General features: G+C 64.7%; 25 protein-coding genes. 19 read left to right on the top strand and 6 right to left on the bottom strand.

Features of this window, described 5'->3' with window-relative positions:
* Positions 1–78 precede the first annotated feature (78 nt).
* Together P9272_RS06320 and P9272_RS06315 are read right to left on the bottom strand one after the other, a co-directional pair.
* Positions 79–1,143: a TraB/GumN family protein gene (locus P9272_RS06320; RefSeq protein ID WP_278159841.1), complete on the bottom strand. Its 1,065-nt coding sequence runs from the start codon at positions 1,141–1,143 to the stop codon at positions 79–81.
* Positions 1,144–1,474: 331 nt separating this feature from the next.
* Positions 1,475–2,413, bottom strand: a complete 939-nt coding sequence (locus P9272_RS06315) for a tyrosine recombinase XerC (RefSeq protein ID WP_278159839.1) — start codon at positions 2,411–2,413, stop codon at positions 1,475–1,477.
* A 97-nt stretch (positions 2,414–2,510) separates the two neighbouring features.
* Between P9272_RS06315 and rimM the strand changes: the two genes are divergently transcribed.
* Both rimM and trmD read left to right on the top strand, forming a co-directional pair.
* Complete coding sequence (rimM, locus tag P9272_RS06310) at positions 2,511–3,107, top strand: ribosome maturation factor RimM (RefSeq protein WP_278159838.1); 597 nt, start codon at positions 2,511–2,513, stop codon at positions 3,105–3,107.
* The gene (gene trmD / locus P9272_RS06305; RefSeq protein WP_128258034.1) at positions 3,104–3,808 is read left to right on the top strand and encodes a tRNA (guanosine(37)-N1)-methyltransferase TrmD; all 705 of its coding nucleotides are present in this window, start codon (positions 3,104–3,106) and stop codon (positions 3,806–3,808) included. Before rimM ends, trmD begins: the two co-directional genes overlap by 4 nt.
* Here trmD and P9272_RS06300 read toward each other — a convergent pair.
* On the bottom strand, positions 3,790–4,542 hold the full coding sequence (locus tag P9272_RS06300; protein ID WP_278159835.1) for a sulfite exporter TauE/SafE family protein: 753 nt from the start codon (positions 4,540–4,542) through the stop codon (positions 3,790–3,792). The two genes, trmD and P9272_RS06300, sit on opposite strands and share 19 nt — an antisense overlap.
* A 367-nt stretch (positions 4,543–4,909) precedes the next feature.
* Here P9272_RS06300 and rplS point away from each other — a divergent pair, with 367 nt between their 5' ends.
* From rplS to leuC, 8 genes are all read left to right on the top strand, one after another.
* Positions 4,910–5,431 (top strand): 50S ribosomal protein L19, encoded by a 522-nt coding sequence (gene rplS / locus P9272_RS06295; RefSeq protein WP_042645484.1) that lies wholly within the window; start codon positions 4,910–4,912, stop codon positions 5,429–5,431.
* Positions 5,432–5,589: 158 nt separating this feature from the next.
* Complete coding sequence (locus P9272_RS06290; protein WP_128258032.1) at positions 5,590–6,024, top strand: organic hydroperoxide resistance protein; 435 nt, start codon at positions 5,590–5,592, stop codon at positions 6,022–6,024.
* Positions 6,021–6,521 carry a MarR family winged helix-turn-helix transcriptional regulator gene (locus P9272_RS06285; protein ID WP_278159829.1) on the top strand — a complete coding sequence of 167 codons (501 nt, stop codon included), beginning with the start codon at positions 6,021–6,023 and terminating at the stop codon, positions 6,519–6,521. The genes P9272_RS06290 and P9272_RS06285 overlap by 4 nt, the downstream gene beginning before the upstream one ends.
* A 170-nt stretch (positions 6,522–6,691) precedes the next feature.
* Positions 6,692–7,489 (top strand): transporter substrate-binding domain-containing protein, encoded by a 798-nt coding sequence (locus tag P9272_RS06280; RefSeq protein WP_278159827.1) that lies wholly within the window; start codon positions 6,692–6,694, stop codon positions 7,487–7,489.
* 155 nt (positions 7,490–7,644) lie between these two features.
* Positions 7,645–8,454, top strand: a complete 810-nt coding sequence (locus tag P9272_RS06275; protein ID WP_278159825.1) for an amino acid ABC transporter permease — start codon at positions 7,645–7,647, stop codon at positions 8,452–8,454.
* Positions 8,455–8,511: 57 nt separating this feature from the next.
* Entirely contained in the window at positions 8,512–9,162 is a 651-nt protein-coding gene (locus tag P9272_RS06270; RefSeq protein ID WP_278159823.1) for a methyltransferase domain-containing protein, read from the top strand.
* A gap of 65 nt (positions 9,163–9,227) precedes the next feature.
* Positions 9,228–9,485, top strand: coding sequence for a hypothetical protein (locus tag P9272_RS06265; protein ID WP_278160009.1), 258 nt, complete (start codon positions 9,228–9,230; stop codon positions 9,483–9,485).
* A 72-nt stretch (positions 9,486–9,557) separates the two neighbouring features.
* Complete coding sequence (gene leuC / locus P9272_RS06260; protein WP_127884370.1) at positions 9,558–10,967, top strand: 3-isopropylmalate dehydratase large subunit; 1,410 nt, start codon at positions 9,558–9,560, stop codon at positions 10,965–10,967.
* A gap of 62 nt (positions 10,968–11,029) precedes the next feature.
* On the opposite strand, the gene P9272_RS06255 is transcribed toward leuC, so the two are convergent.
* The gene (locus P9272_RS06255; protein WP_128258027.1) at positions 11,030–11,335 is read right to left on the bottom strand and encodes a hypothetical protein; all 306 of its coding nucleotides are present in this window, start codon (positions 11,333–11,335) and stop codon (positions 11,030–11,032) included.
* A 164-nt stretch (positions 11,336–11,499) separates the two neighbouring features.
* On the opposite strand from P9272_RS06255, the gene P9272_RS06250 reads away from it, so the two are divergent.
* Positions 11,500–12,696, top strand: a complete 1,197-nt coding sequence (locus tag P9272_RS06250) for a GGDEF domain-containing protein (protein WP_278159819.1) — start codon at positions 11,500–11,502, stop codon at positions 12,694–12,696.
* Between the two features lie 265 nt (positions 12,697–12,961).
* Positions 12,962–14,164 carry a GGDEF domain-containing protein gene (locus tag P9272_RS06245; protein ID WP_278159817.1) on the top strand — a complete coding sequence of 401 codons (1,203 nt, stop codon included), beginning with the start codon at positions 12,962–12,964 and terminating at the stop codon, positions 14,162–14,164.
* Here the strand turns inward: P9272_RS06245 and P9272_RS06240 are convergent.
* Positions 14,148–14,504, bottom strand: coding sequence for a hypothetical protein (locus P9272_RS06240; protein ID WP_278159815.1), 357 nt, complete (start codon positions 14,502–14,504; stop codon positions 14,148–14,150). The two genes, P9272_RS06245 and P9272_RS06240, sit on opposite strands and share 17 nt — an antisense overlap.
* A gap of 361 nt (positions 14,505–14,865) precedes the next feature.
* Here P9272_RS06240 and P9272_RS06235 point away from each other — a divergent pair, with 361 nt between their 5' ends.
* From P9272_RS06235 to P9272_RS06205, 7 genes are all read left to right on the top strand, one after another.
* A complete protein-coding gene (locus P9272_RS06235) occupies positions 14,866–15,357 on the top strand; it encodes a hypothetical protein (RefSeq protein WP_278159814.1) in 492 nt (163 codons plus the stop codon).
* Positions 15,358–15,653: 296 nt separating this feature from the next.
* Positions 15,654–16,076, top strand: coding sequence for a succinate dehydrogenase, cytochrome b556 subunit (gene sdhC, locus P9272_RS06230; RefSeq protein WP_278159812.1), 423 nt, complete (start codon positions 15,654–15,656; stop codon positions 16,074–16,076).
* Entirely contained in the window at positions 16,076–16,471 is a 396-nt protein-coding gene (gene sdhD, locus P9272_RS06225) for a succinate dehydrogenase, hydrophobic membrane anchor protein (RefSeq protein ID WP_278159810.1), read from the top strand. The genes sdhC and sdhD overlap by 1 nt, the downstream gene beginning before the upstream one ends.
* A gap of 4 nt (positions 16,472–16,475) precedes the next feature.
* Positions 16,476–18,302, top strand: coding sequence for a succinate dehydrogenase flavoprotein subunit (sdhA, locus tag P9272_RS06220; protein WP_278159807.1), 1,827 nt, complete (start codon positions 16,476–16,478; stop codon positions 18,300–18,302).
* Between the two features lie 2 nt (positions 18,303–18,304).
* On the top strand, positions 18,305–18,739 hold the full coding sequence (locus tag P9272_RS06215) for a DUF3052 family protein (protein WP_278159805.1): 435 nt from the start codon (positions 18,305–18,307) through the stop codon (positions 18,737–18,739).
* Positions 18,739–19,518, top strand: a complete 780-nt coding sequence (locus P9272_RS06210; RefSeq protein ID WP_128258018.1) for a succinate dehydrogenase iron-sulfur subunit — start codon at positions 18,739–18,741, stop codon at positions 19,516–19,518. Before P9272_RS06215 ends, P9272_RS06210 begins: the two co-directional genes overlap by 1 nt.
* A gap of 235 nt (positions 19,519–19,753) precedes the next feature.
* Positions 19,754–20,380 carry a DUF480 domain-containing protein gene (locus P9272_RS06205; RefSeq protein ID WP_278159803.1) on the top strand — a complete coding sequence of 209 codons (627 nt, stop codon included), beginning with the start codon at positions 19,754–19,756 and terminating at the stop codon, positions 20,378–20,380.
* Between the two features lie 247 nt (positions 20,381–20,627).
* Here the strand turns inward: P9272_RS06205 and P9272_RS06200 are convergent, their stop codons facing one another.
* A complete protein-coding gene (locus P9272_RS06200; RefSeq protein ID WP_128258016.1) occupies positions 20,628–21,053 on the bottom strand; it encodes an OsmC family protein in 426 nt (141 codons plus the stop codon).
* Between the last annotated feature and the right edge of the window lie 68 nt (positions 21,054–21,121).

Genomic DNA, 21,121 nt, shown 5'->3' with positions numbered 1-21,121 from the left:
TCCCGCATCGGGTTTCACGCGAACGGACGGAAAGCGCTGAAAAACCGGCGTTTTCAGGTCCGCCAGCCGCCAGACGACTCAGTTGGCGGCGGTAACACTATACCCTGCCTTGCGAAAATCCTCGACCAGTCCTTCCGGACCGGGCAGATGCATGGCGCCGACGGCCATGAAGACGTTGCCCTTGGCAAGAATCGGCATCGCGTTCGCGGCCATCACCTTGTTGCGGCTGGTGATCATGGTCTGCTCGAAGGCGGCATAGCCGGCCTGGTCATCGGCGGTCTGGGGCAGCACTGCCTTGAACAGCGGCCAGAACATGCCGACCTCGCCGCGCTGGTACAGCACGATCATCGTTTCGTTGACGTCGTTGACCTTGTCGCCAAGCTTCATCGTCTCGACCAGGCTCTTCATGTGGAATTCGAGCGGCAGCGAGGCCATGGCGCGCAACTGGCCGACGGCGGTCTCGAGCCCTTCGACGTCCTTGCCCGAGGCCTTGGCGTCCGAGGCGAGCTTGACGTCCAGCACGGGTTCGCCGGCGGATTGGCGCGCCACCTCGCAGGCCGGCAGCGCCATCATCGCCGAAAGGATCCACGGCTTCATCTTGGCGACCGTCGCCGGTGGGATGCCGCGGGCATCGAGCCCCTTGTTCAGCGCCGCCGCATCGTCCGGCGACAGCAGCGACGACAGCGTGGTGTTGTCGGTGAACATCATCAGGCCGGGTTCGCTGGCCATCGCGGCCATCATCTTGGCCTTGTCCATTGCATCCGTGGTTTCGATGACGATGGTTCCGGCGCTGTCATAGGCTTTCTGCGCGGCGGCCGGCAGCGTGGTGACGCGCGTATCGGTCATGTGCATGGTGCCGAACAGATAGGACGGTTTCTCGCCCGGCTTCTCCAGCTTCCACAGCAGGCCCTTGCCGTTGGGAACGGCCGCTGCCTCGGCCTCGACCTTCTTGAAGGCGGCTGGATCGTTCTTCTCCAGCGCGGTCAACAGATCGGTGCCGGCGCAATTCGGCGCTTCGGCATGCGCCCGGCCTGCAAGCAGGAGAACGACGATGAAGGACAGGAAAAACAGCAGGTTGAGCGCCGCGAGCAGCTTCAACGAGACAAGGGCCGCGCGGTCGGCGATGGCGATGACGCGTTTCATGGGAACCGTCATAGCGAGGAAAAGCGGCAAAACGGTTAATCGGCGCGATGAAATTGTTTCTGGTCTGGTGAGCTTTGACGTTCGCTCGGTATGGCGGATCGAATACTTTGGCGATTGGCCGAAACGCCCCATCGCATTGTCATACACGGGCGGAGCAAGGAGCGTAGCGACGCAGCGCAGACCCGAGGATACATACCGTGACCTCAACGCGTCGCAACGGTGCAGAATTCTGCTCCGCCGGGCCCTACATTCGACGTCACGAAATGGATACTAGGGTCTCCGGGACGGAGCTTCGCTCCTGCTCCGCCCTAGTATGACGAAGTCAGAAGGCTCAGGCCCTTGGATGCGCCTTGTCATAGATTTCGAGCAGCCTTGCGGTGTCGACGCCGGTGTAGATCTGCGTCGTCGACAGGCTGGCGTGGCCGAGCAGTTCCTGGATGGTGCGCAGGTCGCCGCCACGGCCAAGCAGGTGAGTGGCGAAGGAATGCCGCAAGGCATGCGGCGTCGCCGTGCGCGGCAGGTTCAGCGCCGAGCGCAGCTTTGCCATCTCGCGCTGGACGATGGCCGGGTTCAGCAGGCCGCCGCGGGCGCCGCGGAACAACAGGCCGTCGGGACCGATGTGGAAGGGGCAGAGCCGGCGATATTCCGCGACCGCCTTGCGGGCCACCGGCAGCACCGGCACCAGCCGCGTCTTGCCACCCTTGCCGGTGACGCGCAGCACGGTGTCGGCTTCCCTTGCAAGATCGGCGCCTTTCAGGCTGAGCGCTTCGGAGATGCGCAGGCCGGAGCCATAGAGCAGCGTCAGCACGGCGGCGTTGCGGGCTGCGATCCAGGGTTCTGTCGCGAGCTGTCCCTCCATCGCCACGACCTTTCTGGCATCGCTTGCCGTCAGCGGCTTGGGCAGCGATTTCGGCTGGCGCGGCGCGCGCAGGGCGACGGCACCCGCGGCGTTGACGAGGCCGCGTTTTTCGAGAAAGCGCAGCAGCGAGCGGATGCCGGCAAGGCCCCGCCCCAGCGTGCGGGCGCCGGCGCCGTCATTGCGGCGCTTGGCGAGGAAGCCGCGCAGATCGGCAGGGCGCAGGTCGGCAATATCGGAAATGCCGGGCGGGCCGCCGCAATGTCCGGTCAAGAAATGCAGGAACTGGCGCGTGTCGCGTTCATAGGCTTCGACGGTTTCCGGCGACAGCCGGCGCTCATGCGCGAGCGTTTTCAGCCAGGTCTCGCGAGCCGCCTGGAGGTCGGGTTTGGCCGGGATGAGGAATTCCTGCATGACGGCATTGTCATGCATGCGGGTTAGGAAGCGGTGAAGAGGGCCTCATTGAAATGATGGCGTCAGGAGGCTAGAGCAAGGCAAAGGAAGTGCCGCCATGTCGAAGCTCGAAAACCCCGTACAGATGGCCGTCATCGGTGCTGCACACGGCATCAAGGGCGAACTCAGAGTGAAAACCTTCACCGGCGACCCGCTGGCGCTGGCCGACTACGGTCCGCTCTATGCCAAAGACGGCCGTGCCTTTCACATCACCGATATCAGGCCGGCGGGCACAGTCGTCGTCGTGCGTTTCAAGGGCGTCGGTGACCGCAATGCCGCCGAGGCCTTGGCCGGCACGGAGCTTTTCGTCGACCGTTCGGTGTTGCCTGACGATGGCGAGGAGGACGAGTTCTATCATGCCGATCTCATCGGGCTCGACGTCCGGGACGACACCGGCGTCATCGGCAAGGTCGTCGCCGTGCACAATTTCGGTGGCGGCGACATTCTCGATGTCACGCTTGCCGGCCGCAAGGGCGTGCTGATCCCGTTCACCCAGGCCGCGTTGCCGCATGTCTCGATCGCCGACGGTTTCGTCGAGGTCGATCCGCTGGCGGCGGGACTGGTCGATAACGATGAGGGCGAAGAGCCGGGTCATTCCGACTTTGACCCGAAAGGCAGGCCGCGCGGACCCAAGGATGCAGGGGGCAACCGGTGAGCTTTGCCGCCTCGGTGCTGACGCTCTATCCGGAGATGTTTCCGGGCGCGCTCGGCCTGTCGCTGGCGGGACGGGCGCTGGAAGCCGGCACATGGTCGCTGGAAGCGATCCAGATCCGCGATTTCGCCACCGACAGGCATCGCACGGTCGACGACACGCCGGCCGGCGGCGGCGCCGGCATGGTGATGCGCGCCGATGTGCTGGCGAGGGCCATCGACCACGCCTCGCCGCCGGGCGATGAGCGCCCAAGGCTGCTGATGAGCCCGCGCGGAAAACCACTGACCCAGGCCCGCGTGCGCGAGCTTGCCGCCGGGCCTGGCGTCGTCATCCTGTGCGGACGTTTCGAGGGCGTCGACCAGCGGGTGATCGACGCGCGGGGATTAGAGGAAGTTTCCGTCGGCGATTTCATCCTGTCGGGCGGCGAGCCGGCGGCGCTCGTGCTGCTCGACGCCGTGGTGCGGCTTCTGCCCGGCGTCATGGGCAATGCGGTGTCCGGCGAGGAAGAGAGTTTCGAAAACGGCCTGCTCGAGCACCCGCACTATACGCGGCCGCAGGAATTCGAGGGCAGGCCGATCCCGGACGTGCTGATTTCCGGCAACCACAAGAAGATTGCCGAATGGCGGCGCGCCGAGGCCGAGAAGCTGACGCGGGAGCGGCGGCCTGACTTGCTTGGCGGTACGCCTCAGCTGTTGGTGAAATAGTACAGAGCCAGAAGCAGGCCAACGGCGACGACGAAGCCACGCACGACGCCTTGCGGCACGCGCTTGGCGATCCAGACACCGGCATAGCCGCCGAGCGCCACGCCCGGGATCATGACGATCGCTTGCAGCCAGGCGACAACGCCCCCCGAAACGAAGACCAGGATGGCGACAACCGCGATCACGATGGACAGCATGTTCTTCAAGGCGTTGAGCCGGTGGTAATCGCCGGCTTGCGTCAGGCCGAGCGTGGCGAGCATCATCACGCCCATGCCGGCGCCGAAGAAGCCGCCATAGACCGCGGTCGCGAATTGCGCGATCGAACCGGCGAGCGAGCCGACCGAGGCCTGATGCGCCGGGCCGGCCGCCGGTTTCAGCCACGGCCCGGCGGCGAACAGGGCGGTCGCGGCGATCAGCAGCCAAGGCACGAGGGCCCGGAAGGACGGGTTGGAGAGCGCGAGCAGAACGAGCGAGCCGGCCAGCGCGCCGAGGGCCGAGATCAGGCAAAGCAGCAGGGCGCCGCGCCAGAAATGCCGGATATCGGTCCAGTAGGCGAGCGTCGAGGTGATATAGCCCGGCAGCTGCGTCACCGAGGAGGTGGCGTTGGCGACGATCGGCGGCAGGCCCACCAGCGTCATGGCGCCAAAGGTGAGGAAAGTGCCGCCGCCGGCGACCGCGTTGGCGGCGCCAGAGGCAAAGCCCGCGAGGAAGAGCAGGACGGCATCGGAAAACGTCATGGAGGGAAGGCCCGGGAATACACGTTCCCGGCTTAGAAAGCTTGGCGGGCTCGCGCAACCCGGCACGAGGCAATAAGATGGTACCAGGAGCGCAAAAAATATGCCTTAAAGTCCCTTTTTTGATGCATGTCGTCGCCCCAGAACCCCGCACACCTCTGGGCGACATGCATTTGGACGTGACAAAGCGCCGAAATAGCTGTATGTCGCCGCCCGAACCGGAAGAACGATCTTCTGGACCCGTCAACAAATGGCGGTGTAGCCGTCCCTGCTCGATGTTTCGACAAAGGGCATAGCCGAGCGGTCGTTGGAACTGCAAGGCGAGTGAGGACGCTCTGACTGTCGGAAGAACAAGAAGTGGATATTTGAGATGGATCTCATCCGTCAGCTCGAGGCCGAACAGGCCGCCAAGATCGAAGCCAAGCGCAAGCTGCCCGAATTCCAGCCGGGCGACACCGTGCGTGTCCAGGTGCGCGTCACCGAAGGCAGCCGCACCCGCGTCCAGGCCTATGAGGGCGTCGTCATCGCCCGCTCCGGCTCCGGCTTCCAGGAGAATTTCACCGTCCGCAAGATTTCCTACGGCGAAGGCGTCGAGCGCGTTTTCCCGGTCTACTCGCCGATGGTCGAGGGCGTCGAGATCGTGCGCCGCGGCAAGGTGCGCCGCGCCAAGCTCTATTACCTGCGCGACCGCCGCGGCAAGTCGGCCCGCATTTCGGAAAACACCGGCGTGCGCGCCCGCAAGCTGAACGACGAAGAGCGTGATGCGCTGAACGCCGAGCGCGCCCGCATCGAGGCCGAGAAGGTTGCCGCCGCCCAGGCGCTGGCCGCCGAGACGGCTGCCAAGGAAGCCGCCGAGAAGAAGGCCGCCGCCGAGGCTGCTTCGGCCGAATAAGGCGCTTCGACAGCATTGGTTCGGAAAGGCGGCTTCGGCCGCCTTTTTCGTTTTTCACTGAGCTGTGATCGCTTGCCGCAGGAAAACCGCGCCGCCATCGTTGACATCCAATTATCTTGTACACTAAATAATCGTGTACAAATCAAATGGAGATAAAAATGTCTGCACTCTACACCGCCCAGGCTCACGTCAGCGGCGGCCGCAACGGTCACGGCGAAACCAGCGACGGCCTGCTCAAGGTCGACCTCGCGATGCCGAAGGAACTTGGCGGCAAGGGCGGCGCGACCAATCCGGAACAGCTTTTCGCGGTCGGCTATGCGGCCTGCTTCGAGAGCGCGGTGCGCTTCATCGCCCGCCAGCAGAAGCTGCCGCTCGAGGACGCTTCGATCACGTCCACCGTCAGTCTTTATCCGAACGACCAGGGCGGCTTCCGCCTCGGCGTCGCGCTGGCGGCGGAGATCAAGGGGCTTGATCAGGCGGGCGCCGATGCGCTTGTATCGGAAGCGCATAAGGTCTGCCCCTATTCCAACGCTATCCGGGGCAATATCGACGTGGCGCTGTCCACCACAGCACTTCCGGCAAAGGCAGCATGACGACGGCAACCGAAACCATGGCCAAGCCAGCCCCGGCGCAGGATGCCGGGGCTATCGCCGTGCCACGTCTCGACCAGCAGCTCTGCTTCGCGCTCTATTCGGCGAGCGGGCTGATGACCAAGCTCTACCGGCCGCTGCTCGACCCGCTCGGCCTCACCTATCCGCAATATCTGGCGATGCTGGCGTTGTGGCAGCATTCGCCGAGCACGATCGGCGAGCTCGGCGCGGCACTGGGGCTCGATTCGGCGACGCTGACGCCGCTGATCAAGCGCATGGAAGCGGGCGGCCTCGTGACGCGCCGGCGCGATGCCGCCGACGAGCGGCGGGTGCTGGTAGAACCGACCGCGAAGGGTCAGGCGCTGCGGGCGAAGATGAAGGACGTGCAGGAGGGGCTGAGCTGCGCGATGCCGCTGGAGCGGGCCGAGCTCAAAGCGCTGCATGGCACGCTGACGCGCCTGGTCGCCGGTCTGCGCGAGGCCACCGCCGGTCACGACTGAGCGCGGCAACGGCCATCCTCAAAACGATCCGCGAAGAGCATCGGATTTGCCTTTGGTGCGCAACGTCGCAGTGGGCCGGCTTGCAAGGCGCCTGCGGCAAGCTAAAGTCGGCGCCTGATTTGTCCTGGCGCGCGGGGATCGTGCGGCCAATCACGTTCGGGGAGTTTGTCATGACCAAGTCGAAATTGCTGCTGGCCGCCCTGGTGGCCTGCCTTCTCGCGCCTGTCGCCGCGCTCGCCGACAATCTGCCCGATCTCGGCGGCAAGAAGGTCGTGGTGGTGACGGAAAACGCCTATCCGCCGCTGCAGTTCATCGACAAGAAGACCGGCAAGCAGATCGGCTGGGAATATGACGCGATGGACGAGATCGCCAAGCGGCTGAATTTCAAGGTCGAGTACCAGAACACCTCCTGGGACGCGATGATCCAGGCGGTTTCGGACAACCAGTACAACCTCGGCATGACCGGCATCACCATCAAGGACGATCGCAAGGAGAAGGTGGACTTCTCCGACCCCTATATGCGCTCGGAGCAGTTCATGCTGGTGCGCGGCGATGAAAGCCGATTCACCGACGCCAAGACCTTCGGCGCCTTCAAGGACGGGCTGATCGGCGCCCAGCCTGGCACCACGCCCTTCTACACCGCCGTCTACAGCGTGCTCGACGGCAACGAGCAGAACCCGCGCATCAAGCTGTTCGAGACCTTCGGCGCGACCGTGCAGGCGCTGAAAGCGGGCGACGTCGACGTCGTGCTCACCGACGGCACTGCCGGCAAAGGCTATGTCGACGCTTCCGAAGGCAAGTTGAAGCTGATCGGCGGCCCGCTCGGCACCGAGGATTTCGGTTTCATCTTTCCGAAGGGCTCGGACCTTGTGAAGCCGGTCAACGCCGCCATCGCGTCGCTCAAGGCCGACGGCACGTTCGACAAGCTCAACAAGAAGTGGTTCCTCGATTACAAGATGGGGCAGTAGGCGCTGTTGCAGCCAGTGACGCGCGACAGTGGCGGGCCGAAGTCCGCAAAGGCCTCATTCCTTCACACCCTCCTCTGTCCTGCCGGACATCTCCCCCGCAAGGGGGGAGATCAGCAATTCTTCCGAAGGCATCTATTCGCCAGCGTCGGGAACTGATGTCCGCACCCACCTCCTCCAAACCCGAATTCCCCTGGTGGCTTGCCGCCGCGGCCGTCCTCGCACTGGCTGCCGCCCTCGCCATCGCGTCCAGCGATCTCTATGCCGAGGTCTTCGCCACCGTCGTCAAGGGCATCGGCATCACCATCTTCGTCACCGCGGTCGCTTTCGCCTTAGCCTCGGCGCTTGGGCTCGGCATCGCGCTCATGGCGCTGTCGGGATCGCAGTGGCTGCGCCAGATCGCGCGCTTCTATATCGAGATCATCCGCGGCGTGCCGATCCTGGTGCTGTTGTTCTGGATCGCCTTTGCCGGCGCGCCGGCCTTCGTCGCCGCCTGGAATGCGCTGACCGCGCCGCTGCAGAGCGCCGGGCTGATCGGCGAATTGCTGGTGCGCGATGTCTCGCTGCTCTGGCGCGCCATCATGGCGCTGACCATCGGCTATTCGGCCTTCATCTCGGAGGTGTTCCGCGCCGGCATCCAGTCGGTCGAGAAGGGCCAGATTGAAGCCGCCAAGGCGCTTGGTCTTACCCGCGCGCAGCGTTTCAGGCTGATCGTGTTCCCGCAGGCGATCCGCATGATCCTGCCGCCGCTCGGCAACGATTTCGTCGCCATGGTCAAGGATTCTTCCTTGGTCTCCGTGCTTGGCGTGGCCGACATCACCCAGATCGGCAAGGTCTATGCCGCCGGCTCGTTCCGCTTCTTCGAGACCTATTCGATCGTCGCCTATATCTACCTCATCCTGACCGTCGGCCTGTCGCTGGCGTTGCGGGGGCTGGAGCAGCGGCTGCGCCGGCAACACGGGGAATAGCCGGCGGCAAAAGTCCGCGCTACGATCCCTCCGCTCATCATCGCGGAGGACGCGCCCATGAATTTCGACAAGGCCAATGCGGCGCTGGATTCCGTCTATTCGGCCGACTCGCCGGAGGGGCTCGCCAAGGCCTATGCCGACTGGGCCGCGACCTATGACATCGAGACCGGCTCGCTCGGCTATCTCCTGCCGTTCCTGATCACCGCCTGGGTGGCGCGGTATGTGCCGGCGGGCGAGGGCCCGCTACTCGACGCCGGCTGCGGCACCGGCCTGTCTGGTCCGTCGCTGAAGGCGCTTGGCTATGGAGAGATCGCTGGGCTCGACCTCTCCGACGACATGCTGAAGATCGCCGGCAGCCGCCAGGCCGGCAGCAAGCCGGCCTATGGCGAGCTGAAGAAGGCGATGCTCGGCGGCCCGGTGCCCTGGCCGGATCGGCATTTTCGCGCCTTCTTCTCAACCGGCGTCTTCACCATCGGCCATGCGCCGGCTTCCGGCCTGCACGAACTGGTGCGCATCACCAAAAGCGGCGGCCACGCCATCTTCACCGTGCGCGACCAGGTTTTCGAGAGCGGCGGGTTCCAGGCGGTGTTCGATGAGCTGACGCAGGCGGGGAAATGGCGGCTGGTGGAGCAGAGCCCATGGTTCCGCTGCTATGCGATCGGCGACCCGGAAGCGCTGGTGAAGACGTTTGTGTTTGAGGTGATGTAAGCGCCAGCCTCTCCTTCCCCCTTGTGGGGAGGTGGATCGGCGCGCAGCGCCGAGACGGATGCGGGGTGTTCCAGCGGAGTGAGACGCTGGCATTCCCTGGAGCACCCCTCATCCGGCCGCATCGCGGCCACCTTCTCCCACAAGGGGAGAAGGGATGCGCCGCGCCGCAATTGCCGAAAAGCCAAAACATTGCTATCTACGCCGCCATGGAAAAGCTTTTCAGCGATCCGGCCTACAAGGGTTTCGTGCTGCAGGACAGGAAGCGCCTGCCGTCGCGTTTCTCCGCGCGCGTTTGCGGCGCGCTGACCAGCCGACTTAACTGACCCGACTGACGCAGTCGTCGCGCCGGACTGCCGGCGTGCTTTTCCCATTCTGATATCGACGGATTTACGCACATGAGCGCACCGCGCACCCTCTACGACAAGATCTTCGACGACCACGTCGTCGACCGCCAGGACGACGGCACCTGCCTGCTCTATATCGACCGCCATCTCGTGCACGAGGTCACCAGCCCGCAGGCCTTCGAAGGCCTGCGCATGTCGAACCGCAAGGTCCGGCATCCGGAAAAGACGCTGGCCGTGGTCGACCATAATGTGTCGACCTCGCCCGAGCGCAAGTTCGGCATCAAGAACGAGGAAAGCCGCATCCAGGTCGAGGCGCTGGCCAAGAACGCCAAGGATTTCGGCATCGAATACTACTCCGAGAACGACGTCCGCCAAGGCATCGTCCACATCATCGGGCCCGAGCAGGGCTTCACCCTGCCTGGCATGACCATCGTGTGCGGCGACAGCCACACTTCGACGCATGGCGCCTTCGGCGCGCTCGCGCATGGCATCGGCACGTCGGAGGTCGAGCACGTGCTCGCTACCCAGACGCTGATCCAGCGCAAGGCCAAAAACATGCTGGTGCGCGTCGACGGCCAGTTGCCCGAAGGCGTCACCGCCAAGGACATCATCCTCGCCATCATCGGCGAGATCGGCACGGCCGGCGGCACGGGCTATGTCATCGAATATGCGGGCGAAGCGATCCGCTCGCTGTCGATGGAAGGGCGTATGACGATCTGCAACATGTCGATCGAGGCGGGCGCGCGCGCCGGCCTGATCGCGCCGGACGAGACGACCTTCGCCTATGTCAAGGACAAGCCGCGCGCGCCGAAGGGCGCCGCCTGGGATGCGGCGCTTGCCTACTGGAAGACGCTCAAGTCGGACGAAGGCGCGCATTTCGACAAGGTGATCGTGCTCGACGCGGCGAAGCTGCCGCCGATCGTCTCCTGGGGCTCCTCGCCGGAGGACGTCGTCTCGGTGCAGGGCATCGTGCCGAATCCCGAAGACATCACGGACGAGAACAAGCGTTCCTCCAAGCATCGGGCACTGGAATATATGGGCCTGACGCCCGGAACCAAGATCACCGATATCGAACTCGACCGCGTCTTCATCGGCTCCTGTACCAATGGCCGCATCGAGGACCTGCGCGCCGCCGCCAAGGTGGTCGAGGGCAAGAAGGTCAATCCGCGCGTCAACGCCATGATCGTGCCCGGCTCCGGACTGGTCAAGGAACAGGCCGAGGCCGAAGGCCTCGACAAGATCTTCGTCGCCGCTGGCTTCGATTGGCGCGAGCCGGGCTGCTCGATGTGCCTGGCCATGAATGACGATCGGCTGAAGCCGCATGAACGCTGCGCCTCGACCTCGAACCGCAATTTCGAGGGCCGGCAGGGCTTCAAGGGCCGCACCCACCTGGTGTCTCCGGCCATGGCGGCGGCCGCCGCGATCGCCGGCCACTTCGTCGACATCCGCGACTGGAAGTAACGGCGGCCCCGTCCCCAGAAAGGCCCGGTCGCGACTTCCGGGCCTTTTGCATTTTCAGCGATCTATCTGCGAATGATCTCGTGAAACTCCTCGCGCCGGCCGGGCTCGTCGGCGGCGACGACCAGAGCCAGCTGCCGCTCGTCGAAGATCCTGAACCATTCGTCCCATTCGACAAGCTCGTAGCCGCCGGCGTTGATCGGACGTTCAGGACGGTCGGTGTCTTCGTAGGCCTGCTGTCCAAAAACCAGCCGCAGCATGGCTTGCGTTCCAGCCTCCGGCGAGACGTCGACGATGGCCGGGAAGCCGGCGCGCGCCGCCGCCCAGGAGCGAATTTCATCGTGATCGGTCAAAGTGATCGTGTCGGCCATCGCAATCGTCTCCTGTGTGGCGTCTCCAGTCTGGCCGGACAACGCCGCTCCGGCAGGCCGGTTCCGCATGGCTTTGCGACGTATTTGCCGAGAGGGCTTAACCGCTTGTTTGCGCTTAAGTCCTAGTATCTCCCGTTGGGTAAGTTGGGGAAAGTCGCAGTCCTTTGGACACCGGTCTGCTCATAGCGCTGCTCAATCCGACGATAGCGCTGGCGCTTGGCGCTGCGTTCCTCGTGCTGTGGTGCTATCAGCACCACCGGCCCTACCTCGCGGTCCTGGCGGCAAGCTATGCGTTCGCCGCAGGCGGGTTCCTATTCCAGCACTTCACCCTTCCGGTCGGGCTGGCGCCGTCCAAGTTCCTCTCCAATCTGTGCTTCTGCCTTGCGGGGTCCTGTCTGGTAGGCGCCATCGTCGCGCGCCACGGCCGGCCCGTCCCTTATATCGGGATCGGCGTGCTGGCGGGAAGCGGTATGGCCGCGTTCAGCTGGTTTCTGTTCGTTCAGCCGGACCTGACATGGCGCATCCTCGTCGTCAATTTCGCGCTTGGCGGCGTCAGTCTTCTGGCCGCCGCCGAACTGCGCGTGGTGCGTGGCAATGGTCCGACGGAGAAAATGCTGTTCGTGCTGGCGTTGCTTTCCGGGCTGAACTTCTTCGTGCGGACGCTGGCCGTCATCATCGCGAACGGACCGTTCAAGAGCTACGACCAGCTCTATACCTCGTCCTACTGGACGACTGCGCTGCTGCTGCACGCGCTGCTGTCGCTGCTGATCGCGCTTTGCCTGTTCACCGCAGCGGCGCTCGACGTGATGAAGGCGCTCAAGGCGGAGACCCACACCGATCCGCTCTCGGGCATCCTCAACCGCCGCGGCTTCGAGGAGCGGTCCAGCCTGCTGCTCGATCAGTGTGCGAGGGCAGGATTTCCCGTCGCCCTGGTGCTGGCCGACCTCGACCACTTCAAGGCACTGAACGATCAGTACGGGCATGAGGCCGGCGACCGGGTGATCGCCGACTTCGCCGCGAAGCTGCGTTCCGCCACCGGCGCGCGCGGAGCCGCCGGCCGCATCGGCGGCGAAGAATTCGCCGTGCTTCTGCCGCTCAGCGACCTGGGAGCGGCAAGGCTCTTCGCCGAGGCGATCCGTACCTTCTATTCGGCCAGCTCGATCGACGGCCTGCCGCCCGGCATCAGGGTCACCGCCAGCTTCGGCGTCGCCGCCCGCTCCGGCAGGGAAGGGCTGATGCCCTTGATGCGACGCGCCGACGAGGCGCTCTACAAGGCCAAGAAGAACGGCCGCAACAGCGTGCGGCTTTCCTACGAGAGGCCCGAAACGACGTTCGTCGCCGAGCCGCTCGCGGCCGTCTGAGGCAGGTGGACACCCGCGCCTTCGTTATCCACGGGTCTGCGCGCTGCGCTTCGCTCCTTGCTTCGACTGTGGATGACGATCGGAGGGATGGCTCGGCCAGTCGTGGAACCAAGGCGATTGCCATTGACCTCTAAGCGGCGTTCCAAATGCTCTGACGACCAGACGGGCCTTTCAGCCAATCGCAAAAGTCCGCGGTCCTTCCGCCATGCCTGGCGTTAACGTGATTTTCGCCGGTAGATGATTATCTCCCGGGCAAGGAGCAGACATGGGCAGCGCCGACTTCGTCCTGATGATCAACATGCTCGTCGCCGGTCTGCTGGCCGCGGCGTTCATGGCGATTGCCGTGCATGGCACCGGACGCGTGTCGGCCCGCTGGCTTGCCTTCAGCTACGTGCTCGGCATGGCCTATTTCGCCATCGAATTCAGCATTCCCGCCTTCGCGGACGCCAGGTTGCCGGTCGTTGCCGCCTTTGCCGTGTTCCTCGGTGCCACCATCGCCTTCAATGGCGGGCTGGCCCACAAATATGGTGTGCGGCCGCCCTGGGTGCCGATGCTCTGCTTTCTGGTCGTCGCCTCGGTTGCCGTCTATCTGGTGCAGGACCTGCCGCGCCAGTCGTTGGCGCGGATGATGGCCTACCAGCTTCCTTATGCCGCCATGCAGCTCACCGCGCTCGGCATCGTGCTGTCCTCCCGGCAGAGGCTTGCATGGCTGGACCATGTGCTCGCGCTGGTGCTCGGCGCCAGCGCCGTGCAGTTTGCCTCAAAGCCGTTGATCGCGGGTGCGCTGGGCGGGTGGGGCGCCGACCCGCAGGCCTATGTGCAGACGGCCTACGCGCTTGTGTCGCAATCGCTCGGCACCGTGTTCGGGCTGGCGCTGGCGTTGCTTGCGCTTGCCGTCCTGGTGCGTGACGCGCTCAACGAAGCGACCTCGAAATCGGAAACCGATGCTTTGTCACGGCTCTTCAACCGCCGCGGCTTCGAGCGCCACGCGGACCTTGCGATGCGGGACGCCGTCCGGCGCGGCGTGCCTGTGGCGCTGGTGATCGCAGATCTCGATTATTTCAAGAGCATCAACGACAGCTACGGCCATGCCTGCGGCGATCGCGTGATCGAGACCTTCGCCGGCTTCCTGCGCGAAGCCGCCGCCGAGCACCATGTCGCCGGCCGTATCGGCGGCGAGGAATTCGCCATCATCCTGCCGGGCACCAACCTTGCCGCGGCGAGGCTGTTTGCCGAGGGCGCGCGCAACGCCTTTGGCGCCTTGCCGATCGAGGGCCTGCCGGCCGACCATCGCTGCAGCGCAAGCTTCGGCGTGGCCGAGCTCGCCGCCGACGAGGGTTTTGCGGATCTTCTGCGGCGCGCCGACGCCGCGCTCTACGAAGCCAAGAATGCCGGCCGCGACTGCGTGCGCCTGTCAGGCGCGCTCAGGCGGCGCCAAACGCCGACGATCTTCAACGGCAAGGGCTGAGATTGGGCATCTCGCCGTCGGAAAGCCCGTACATATAGGAGCGGCCCTTGACCAGCACGGGCGGCTGGTAGCAGCCGGGCGCGCCGGGCTCGTCCGTGTCGTCATAGACGACATCAGGCTGACCGGAGCTGGTGAATTCGGAAAGTTTCCCGGCGAGCTTGCCCTCGCCGACGATGATGCGTTTGTAGCCGGCCGCGCTGTCGATGACGAGGTTGCCGAAAGAATCAGCGTAGACGCGGTCGTGATGGCGCAACCCCGCTTCGGCCGGCGCGGCGATCGCCAACACCAGCCCCGCCAGCACTGCTGCGGCAAGGCTTGCCCGCACTGTATTCGAACGCATGTCGTTCTCCCTTGATGGCGCGGCGGATCGCGCTTTGGATTCGGTCCGAATCAGAAATTAACCCTTTCTTAACCTTTGTTAAGAGCCGGTAGGCTTTCGGCGCCGCTTCTTAAGGAACATGGTTAATTTCCGGGGCAGGTTGGTGCGAAGGGTCGGCCGGTGGGAGCCGGGCCGACGCCCGGGTGAACTTGATCTTGCCGCGGCGCACGGCTAGAGCAGTCCGTCGTCTCACAGCAACGGCAACCGCCTATCTCTTTGTTTTGACGCACTTCCGGGCGAGGCCATGGCGAAGGGGCCGAACCTGACCGTTCGCGCTTCTCACGGATTTGCTGTAGCGTGCCGCGCACGAAAGGGACAGCGCATGAGCTTTGGCCACACGGTTCGGGTGTCGATGACGATCCCGCTGCTTCTCGCGGCCGCGGCCTGCGTGCCCCAGTACAACGCACCGAAGGCGGCAAATGCCGCGTCGCCCGCGGTGTCGGCTGCCGTGGCACCGCCCTCCGCCGCACCCGCGACACCAGCGCCTTCCGCAACCCAAATGCCGCAGGGATCCGCGACGCCCAAGACGCCCGCACCCCAGGCAACGAAGATCATCACCGACCTTACCGTGCCGCGATCCGGTATCGGGACGGCCACCTACAGATGCCGTAATGGGGGCATGATCACCATCCAGAATCTCGGCTCGTCGCTGCGTGTGGTCCGGCCGGACGGCGCAGCTGAGGAGTTCGCGGCCTCGCCGGCCAACCAGAGCAGCCGCTATCAGGAAGCGGCTACGCATGACGCAATCGTGATCGATGGTCGCGAGGCGCTGGTGATGAAGAGAGGATCCACCCCGCAGGCCTGCAGGAGGTAGCGGGTGGGCTGATCTTCAGATGAGGCCGGCCTGCAAACGCCCTGACCTCAATCTCAATCCATCCGGCGCGCGATCTTGCTGCGATGCAGCGAACATTGCGCCAACTTCGAAACAGCCGCTAATCGATTGAAGCGCGCGGCCGTCAATTTGTCAGACTAAATGATGTTTCCAAAACGATTTTCCGGCTTTGACGCGGTGCAAAAAGAGCATTAGAAACCGCCTGTCCGGAGCCATATAAGAGGGCGGAAAACGCTGCTCCTCGATGGCGACATCCGGGACGCCGAACTGGGGCAGCCATGAGCAAATCACCAGCCACCCGCGCAGTTGCCAGACGTGAACGGCCGCTCTCGCCGCATCTGACGATCTACCGGCCGCCGATCACGATGACGATGTCGATCATCCATCGGATCACCGGCGGCGCACTTTATTTCGGAACGCTGCTGGTGGCGGCGTGGCTGATCGCCGCTTCGAGCTCGCAGGCCGCCTTCGACTGGGTCGACTGGGCCTTCGGTTCGTGGCTCGGCAGGCTGGTTCTCTTCGGCTACACCTGGGCGCTGATGCACCACATGCTGGGCGGGCTGCGCCACCTCATCTGGGACACCGGCGCGGGACTGGAAAAACATACCGCGTCCAGGATCGCCTGGGCGACGCTCGCCGGCTCGATCGTGCTGACGCTCCTGATCTGGATAGCGGGCTATACGGCAAGGGGAGCTTTCTGATGAACGCGCACAATTCGGACATGCGCACGCCGCTGGCGAGGGTCCGCGGCCTCGGTTCGGCCCGCGAAGGGACCGGGCATTTCTGGCGGCAGCGGCTGACCGCCGTCGCCAACATTCCTTTGATCCTGTTCTTCGGCGGCTTCCTGATCGCGATCAACGGCCACGGCTACGCGGAGGTGCGGGCCGCGCTTGCGAACCCGTTTGTGGCGGTCATGCTCGGTTTGGTGCTGATCTCGCCGCTTTATCACATGCGCATCGGCATGCAGGTGATCATCGAGGATTATGTGCATGGCGAAGGCATGAAGCTGGCGCTGATCGCGCTCAACACCTTCTTCTGCGTGGCAGTCGGCGTCGCTTCGCTGTTTGCCTTGCTCAAACTGGCATTCGGAGGCTGACGTCTTGGCCAACGCAAACACGGCTTCGGCCTATAATTTTGTCGACCACAGATTCGATGTGGTGATCGTCGGCGCCGGCGGCGCCGGCCTGCGCGCCACGCTCGGCATGGCCGAGCAGGGGCTGCGCACCGCCTGCATCACAAAGGTGTTCCCGACCCGCTCGCACACGGTTGCCGCGCAAGGCGGCATCGCCGCCTCGCTCGCCAATATGGGCCCTGACAACTGGCAGTGGCACCTCTTCGACACCGTCAAGGGCTCGGACTGGCTGGGCGACATCGACGCGCAGGAATATATGGTGCGCGAGGCGCCCGCGGCGGTCTACGAGCTCGAGCATTACGGCGTGCCGTTCTCGCGCACCGAAGAGGGCAAGATCTACCAGCGGCCCTTCGGCGGCATGATGATGAATTTCGGCGAAGGCCCGCCGGTGCAGCGTACCTGCGCGGCTGCCGACCGCACCGGCCATGCCATGCTGCACACGCTCTACGGCCAGTCGCTGAAGAACAATGCGCAGTTCTTCATCGAATATTTCGCGCTCGACCTGATCACGGAACCGGACGGCACCTGCACCGGCGTGGTGGCCTGGAACCTCGATGACGGCACCATCCACCGCTTCTCGGCCAAGATGGTGGTGCTGGCGACCGGCGGCTATGGCCGCGCCTATTTCTCCGCCACTTCGGCGCATACCTGCACCGGAGATGGCGGCGGCATGGCGGCAAGAGCGGGGCTCGCGTTGCAGGACATGGAGTTCGTGCAGTTCCACCCGACCGGGATCTACGGCGCCGGCTGCCTGATCACCGAAGGTGCGCGGGGCGAAGGCGGCTATCTCGTCAATTCCGAGGGTGAGCGCTTCATGGAACGCTATGCGCCGTCCGCCAAGGACCTCGCCTCGCGCGACGTGGTCTCGCGCTGCATGACGATGGAGATCCGAGAAGGCCGCGGCGTAGGGCCGAAAAAGGATCACATCTTCCTGCATCTCGACCATCTCGATCCGGCGGTGCTGCACGAGCGGCTGCCCGGTATTTCCGAATCGGCAAAGATCTTCGCCGGCGTCGACCTCACCAAGGAGCCGATCCCGGTGCTGCCGACCGTCCACTATAATATGGGCGGCGTGCCGACCAATTATTGGGGCGAAGTGCTCAGCCCGACGCCTGAGAACCCGGATCGCGTGTTGCCCGGTCTGATGGCGGTGGGCGAGGCCGCCTGCGCGTCCGTGCACGGCGCCAACCGGCTGGGCTCCAACTCGCTGATTGATCTTGTCGTCTTCGGCCGTGCCGCGGCCATCCGCGCCGGCGAGGTGATCGACCGCAATTCGCCTATCCCTTCGCCCAACGCGGCCTCGGTCGAAAAGATCATGGACCGCTTCGACAGGCTGCGCCACGCCAACGGCTCGACGCCGACGGCGGTGCTGAGGGAGAAGATGCAGCGGGCGATGCAGGAAGACGCCGCCGTGTTCCGCACGCAGGATTCGCTCGACAAAGGCTGCAAACGCGTTTCCGAGATCTGGGGCGAACTCAAGGACATCAAGGTCACCGACCGCTCGATGATCTGGAATTCCGACCTCGTCGAGACGCTGGAGCTGGAAAACCTGATGGCCAACGCGATCACCACGGTCTATGGCGCCGCGGCGCGCAAGGAGAGCCGCGGCGCGCATGCGCGGGAGGATTTCTCGGCCCGCGACGACGCCAACTGGCGCAAGCACACGCTGGCCCATGTCAGCGAGGACGGCAAGGTGACACTCACCTACCGGCCGGTGCATACCGAGACGCTGCTGGCGGAAAAGGACGGCGGCATCAACCCGGCCAAGATCGCGCCGAAGGCCAGGGTGTATTGACCATGGCATTGGCGGCAGCGGGATATTCCGGCACGCCCCTTCCTGCCAAGCTCGGCCTGGAGGACGGCATGGTTGTCGCCTTCATCGCGCTGCCGCCGGAACTCGACGATTTGGCCGAAGCGGTGTCCTTTGCCACGGTCGATCGGCTGCCGAAATGGTCGGCGATCTCGGGCAGCCGCAAATACGACGCCGTGCATGCGTTCGCCCGGCAGCGGGCGGAGATCGAGGATGGCCTTTCCGGCATCGAGACGGCGATCAAGCGCGACGGCATGGTCTGGGTCTCCTGGCCGAAAAAGGCCTCGAAAGTGACGACCGACGTCACCGAGGATGTGATCCGGTCGGAGGCGCTGAAGGGCGATCTGGTCGACGTCAAGGTCGCCGCCGTCAACGAAATCTGGTCCGGGCTGAAGCTCGTCATCCGAAAGGACCGCAGGTAATGGTCGAACTCACGCTTCCCAAGAATTCCAAAGTCCAGCAGGGCAAGACCTGGCCGAAGCCGGAGGGCGCCACCAACCTGCGCGAATACCGCATCTACCGCTGGTCGCCGGACGACGGCGGAAACCCGCGCATGGACACCTATTTCGTCGACATGGACGATTGCGGGCCAATGGTGCTGGACGCGCTTTTGTGGATCAAGAACAAGATCGACCCGACGCTGACGCTGCGCCGCTCCTGCCGCGAAGGCATTTGCGGCTCCTGCGCCATGAACATCGACGGTTCGAACACGCTCGCCTGCACCAAGGGCGCCGAGGACATTTCCGGCGCGGTGAAGGTCTACCCGCTGCCGCATATGCCGGTGATCAAGGACCTTGTGCCCGACCTCACCAATTTCTACGCCCAGCACGCTTCGATCGAGCCGTGGCTGAAGACGGTCTCGCCGACGCCGGCCAAGGAATGGCTGCAGAGCCACGAGGATCGCGAGAAGCTCGATGGGCTCTACGAGTGCATCCTGTGCGCCTGCTGCTCGACGTCCTGCCCGAGTTACTGGTGGAACGGCGACCGCTATCTCGGCCCGGCGACGCTGCTGCAGGCCTATCGCTGGCTGATCGACAGCCGCGACGAGGCCAAGGGCGAACGGCTCGACAATCTGGAAGACCCGTTCCGGCTGTACCGCTGCCACACCATCATGAACTGCGCGCAGACCTGCCCGAAGGGGCTCAATCCGGCGAAGGCGATCGCTGAGATCAAGAAGATGATGGTGGAGCGAAGGGTTTAGTACTAGCGGTGATCGCTTCCGAATTGCAAAAGTAGCGATCCGTCACACCCCCCTCTGTCCTGCGGGCCATCTCCCCCGCAAGGAGGGAGATTGGCTTGTCATTCCGGCTTTCGCTAATCTTCAGCGTTGCAATAACGGGCGAGGGGCGCTGCAACTGCTGATCTCCCCCTTGCGGGGGATGGCCGGCAGGCCAAAGGGGGTGCTGTCCCTCCAGCCTCAAAGGATAGGCAACTCAATGACCGATCTCCCCATCCTCTCACCGGTGGAAGCCCGTGTCCTCGGCTCGCTGATCGAGAAGAAGGAGCTGACGCCGGACGTCTATCCGCTGACGCTGAACGGCGCGCACGCAGCCGCCAACCAGAAGACGGCGCGCGAGCCTGTCATGGTGCTGGAGCTGACCGAGATCCGGCGGGCGCTGAGCACGCTGGAGCAGAAAGGGCTGGTGCGCCAGGCCTTCGCTTCGCGCGTCGAGCGCTACGAGCATCTGATGGCGCAGCGCTTTTCGCTGACCACGCCGCAGATCGCGGTGATCGGGCTTTTGCTGCTGCGCGGCGCGCAGACGGCGCATGAACTGCTGGCGCGCTCCGAGCGGATGGCGCGTTTCGCCTCGATCGAGGAACTTCGCGACAATCTCGACCTGATGATCGGCCGCCGCCCGCCGCTGATCCAACTGCTCGAACGGGCGCCGGGCCAGCGCGAGGAGCGGTACGTTCATTTGCTGAGCGGGCCGGTGGAAGCCGCGGCCGTCGCGGCGCCGTGGCAGCCGGCGGCGACAGCAGACTCCGACCTCGAGTCGCGCATCAGGGCGCTGGAGGAAGAGGTCGCGGCATTGCGGGCGAAGATCGAAGCGTTGGGCTTGTAGCTCTCACTAGAAGCGTTGGCACGAGGCCCCCTCTCTGTCCTGCCGGACATCTCCCCTCGCGGGGGAGATCAGATGCCACGGCGGGTTTCGCCAATCGCCGACGTTGTTCGCCACGACGTTGTTGGCCAATCGCCGACGTTGAAAGAGGAGAGCCGGCAATCGAGCTGCCAATCTCCTCCTTGAGGGGGAGATGCCCGGCAGGGCAGAGAGGGGCGAAGGAATGCCTGCCGGCGGCTAGAAGGCGCCGCTACGCGAGCTTTGCGTCCAGCGACACCTTGATGGCCCCAAGGGCTTTCGACACTGGGCATTCGGCCTTGGCTTTCTCGGCCAGTTCCTTGAACTTCGCCGCGTCGATGCCGGGCACCTTGCCGACCAGGGTGATGGCGCTGCCGGTGATGCCGGTGCCGGGCACCAGCGTCACCACCGCCTTGGCGTCGAGCTCGGCGGCGGGCGTGCCGTTTTCGGCAAGGAAATGCGACAGCTGCATGGCGTAGCAGCCGGCATGCGCCGCCGCGATCAGCTCTTCCGGATTGGTACCGGATTTGCCGCTCTCATCCTCGAAGCGCGCCTTGAACGAATAAGGCGTTCCCTTCAGTGTCCCGCTCTGGGTATCCAGCGTGCCCTTGCCCTCTTTCAGATTGCCTTTCCAGACGGCGTTTGCGGTGCGGTCCATGGAGTCCTCCTGGTCTGTCGGGGTTGCGTCGGCGGCCGCCGGCGTTCTCCTGAACTATAGCGCGGACG

The organism is Mesorhizobium sp. WSM4976 (assembly GCF_029625685.1).
Classification (GTDB): Bacteria; Pseudomonadota; Alphaproteobacteria; order Rhizobiales; family Rhizobiaceae; genus Mesorhizobium.
Note: the sequence above shows the minus strand (reverse complement) of the source record. Positions and strands in the feature narration are given on the sequence as shown.

Bases quoted from the DNA above. Each gene is read 5' to 3' on its own strand.
- P9272_RS06320 (WP_278159841.1), bottom strand. From the start codon at position 1,143: ATGAAACGCGTCATCGCCATCGCCGACCGCGCGGCCCTTGTCTCGTTG.
- P9272_RS06315 (WP_278159839.1), bottom strand. From the start codon at position 2,413: ATGCAGGAATTCCTCATCCCGGCCAAACCCGACCTCCAGGCGGCTCGC.
- rimM (WP_278159838.1), top strand. From the start codon at position 2,511: ATGTCGAAGCTCGAAAACCCCGTACAGATGGCCGTCATCGGTGCTGCA.
- P9272_RS06300 (WP_278159835.1), bottom strand. From the start codon at position 4,542: ATGACGTTTTCCGATGCCGTCCTGCTCTTCCTCGCGGGCTTTGCCTCT.
- rplS (WP_042645484.1), top strand. From the start codon at position 4,910: ATGGATCTCATCCGTCAGCTCGAGGCCGAACAGGCCGCCAAGATCGAA.
- P9272_RS06290 (WP_128258032.1), top strand. From the start codon at position 5,590: ATGTCTGCACTCTACACCGCCCAGGCTCACGTCAGCGGCGGCCGCAAC.
- P9272_RS06285 (WP_278159829.1), top strand. From the start codon at position 6,021: ATGACGACGGCAACCGAAACCATGGCCAAGCCAGCCCCGGCGCAGGAT.
- P9272_RS06280 (WP_278159827.1), top strand. From the start codon at position 6,692: ATGACCAAGTCGAAATTGCTGCTGGCCGCCCTGGTGGCCTGCCTTCTC.
- P9272_RS06275 (WP_278159825.1), top strand. From the start codon at position 7,645: ATGTCCGCACCCACCTCCTCCAAACCCGAATTCCCCTGGTGGCTTGCC.
- P9272_RS06270 (WP_278159823.1), top strand. From the start codon at position 8,512: ATGAATTTCGACAAGGCCAATGCGGCGCTGGATTCCGTCTATTCGGCC.
- leuC (WP_127884370.1), top strand. From the start codon at position 9,558: ATGAGCGCACCGCGCACCCTCTACGACAAGATCTTCGACGACCACGTC.
- P9272_RS06255 (WP_128258027.1), bottom strand. From the start codon at position 11,335: ATGGCCGACACGATCACTTTGACCGATCACGATGAAATTCGCTCCTGG.
- P9272_RS06245 (WP_278159817.1), top strand. From the start codon at position 12,962: ATGGGCAGCGCCGACTTCGTCCTGATGATCAACATGCTCGTCGCCGGT.
- P9272_RS06240 (WP_278159815.1), bottom strand. From the start codon at position 14,504: ATGCGTTCGAATACAGTGCGGGCAAGCCTTGCCGCAGCAGTGCTGGCG.
- P9272_RS06235 (WP_278159814.1), top strand. From the start codon at position 14,866: ATGAGCTTTGGCCACACGGTTCGGGTGTCGATGACGATCCCGCTGCTT.
- sdhC (WP_278159812.1), top strand. From the start codon at position 15,654: ATGAGCAAATCACCAGCCACCCGCGCAGTTGCCAGACGTGAACGGCCG.
- sdhD (WP_278159810.1), top strand. From the start codon at position 16,076: ATGAACGCGCACAATTCGGACATGCGCACGCCGCTGGCGAGGGTCCGC.
- P9272_RS06215 (WP_278159805.1), top strand. From the start codon at position 18,305: ATGGCATTGGCGGCAGCGGGATATTCCGGCACGCCCCTTCCTGCCAAG.
- P9272_RS06210 (WP_128258018.1), top strand. From the start codon at position 18,739: ATGGTCGAACTCACGCTTCCCAAGAATTCCAAAGTCCAGCAGGGCAAG.
- P9272_RS06205 (WP_278159803.1), top strand. From the start codon at position 19,754: ATGACCGATCTCCCCATCCTCTCACCGGTGGAAGCCCGTGTCCTCGGC.
- P9272_RS06200 (WP_128258016.1), bottom strand. From the start codon at position 21,053: ATGGACCGCACCGCAAACGCCGTCTGGAAAGGCAATCTGAAAGAGGGC.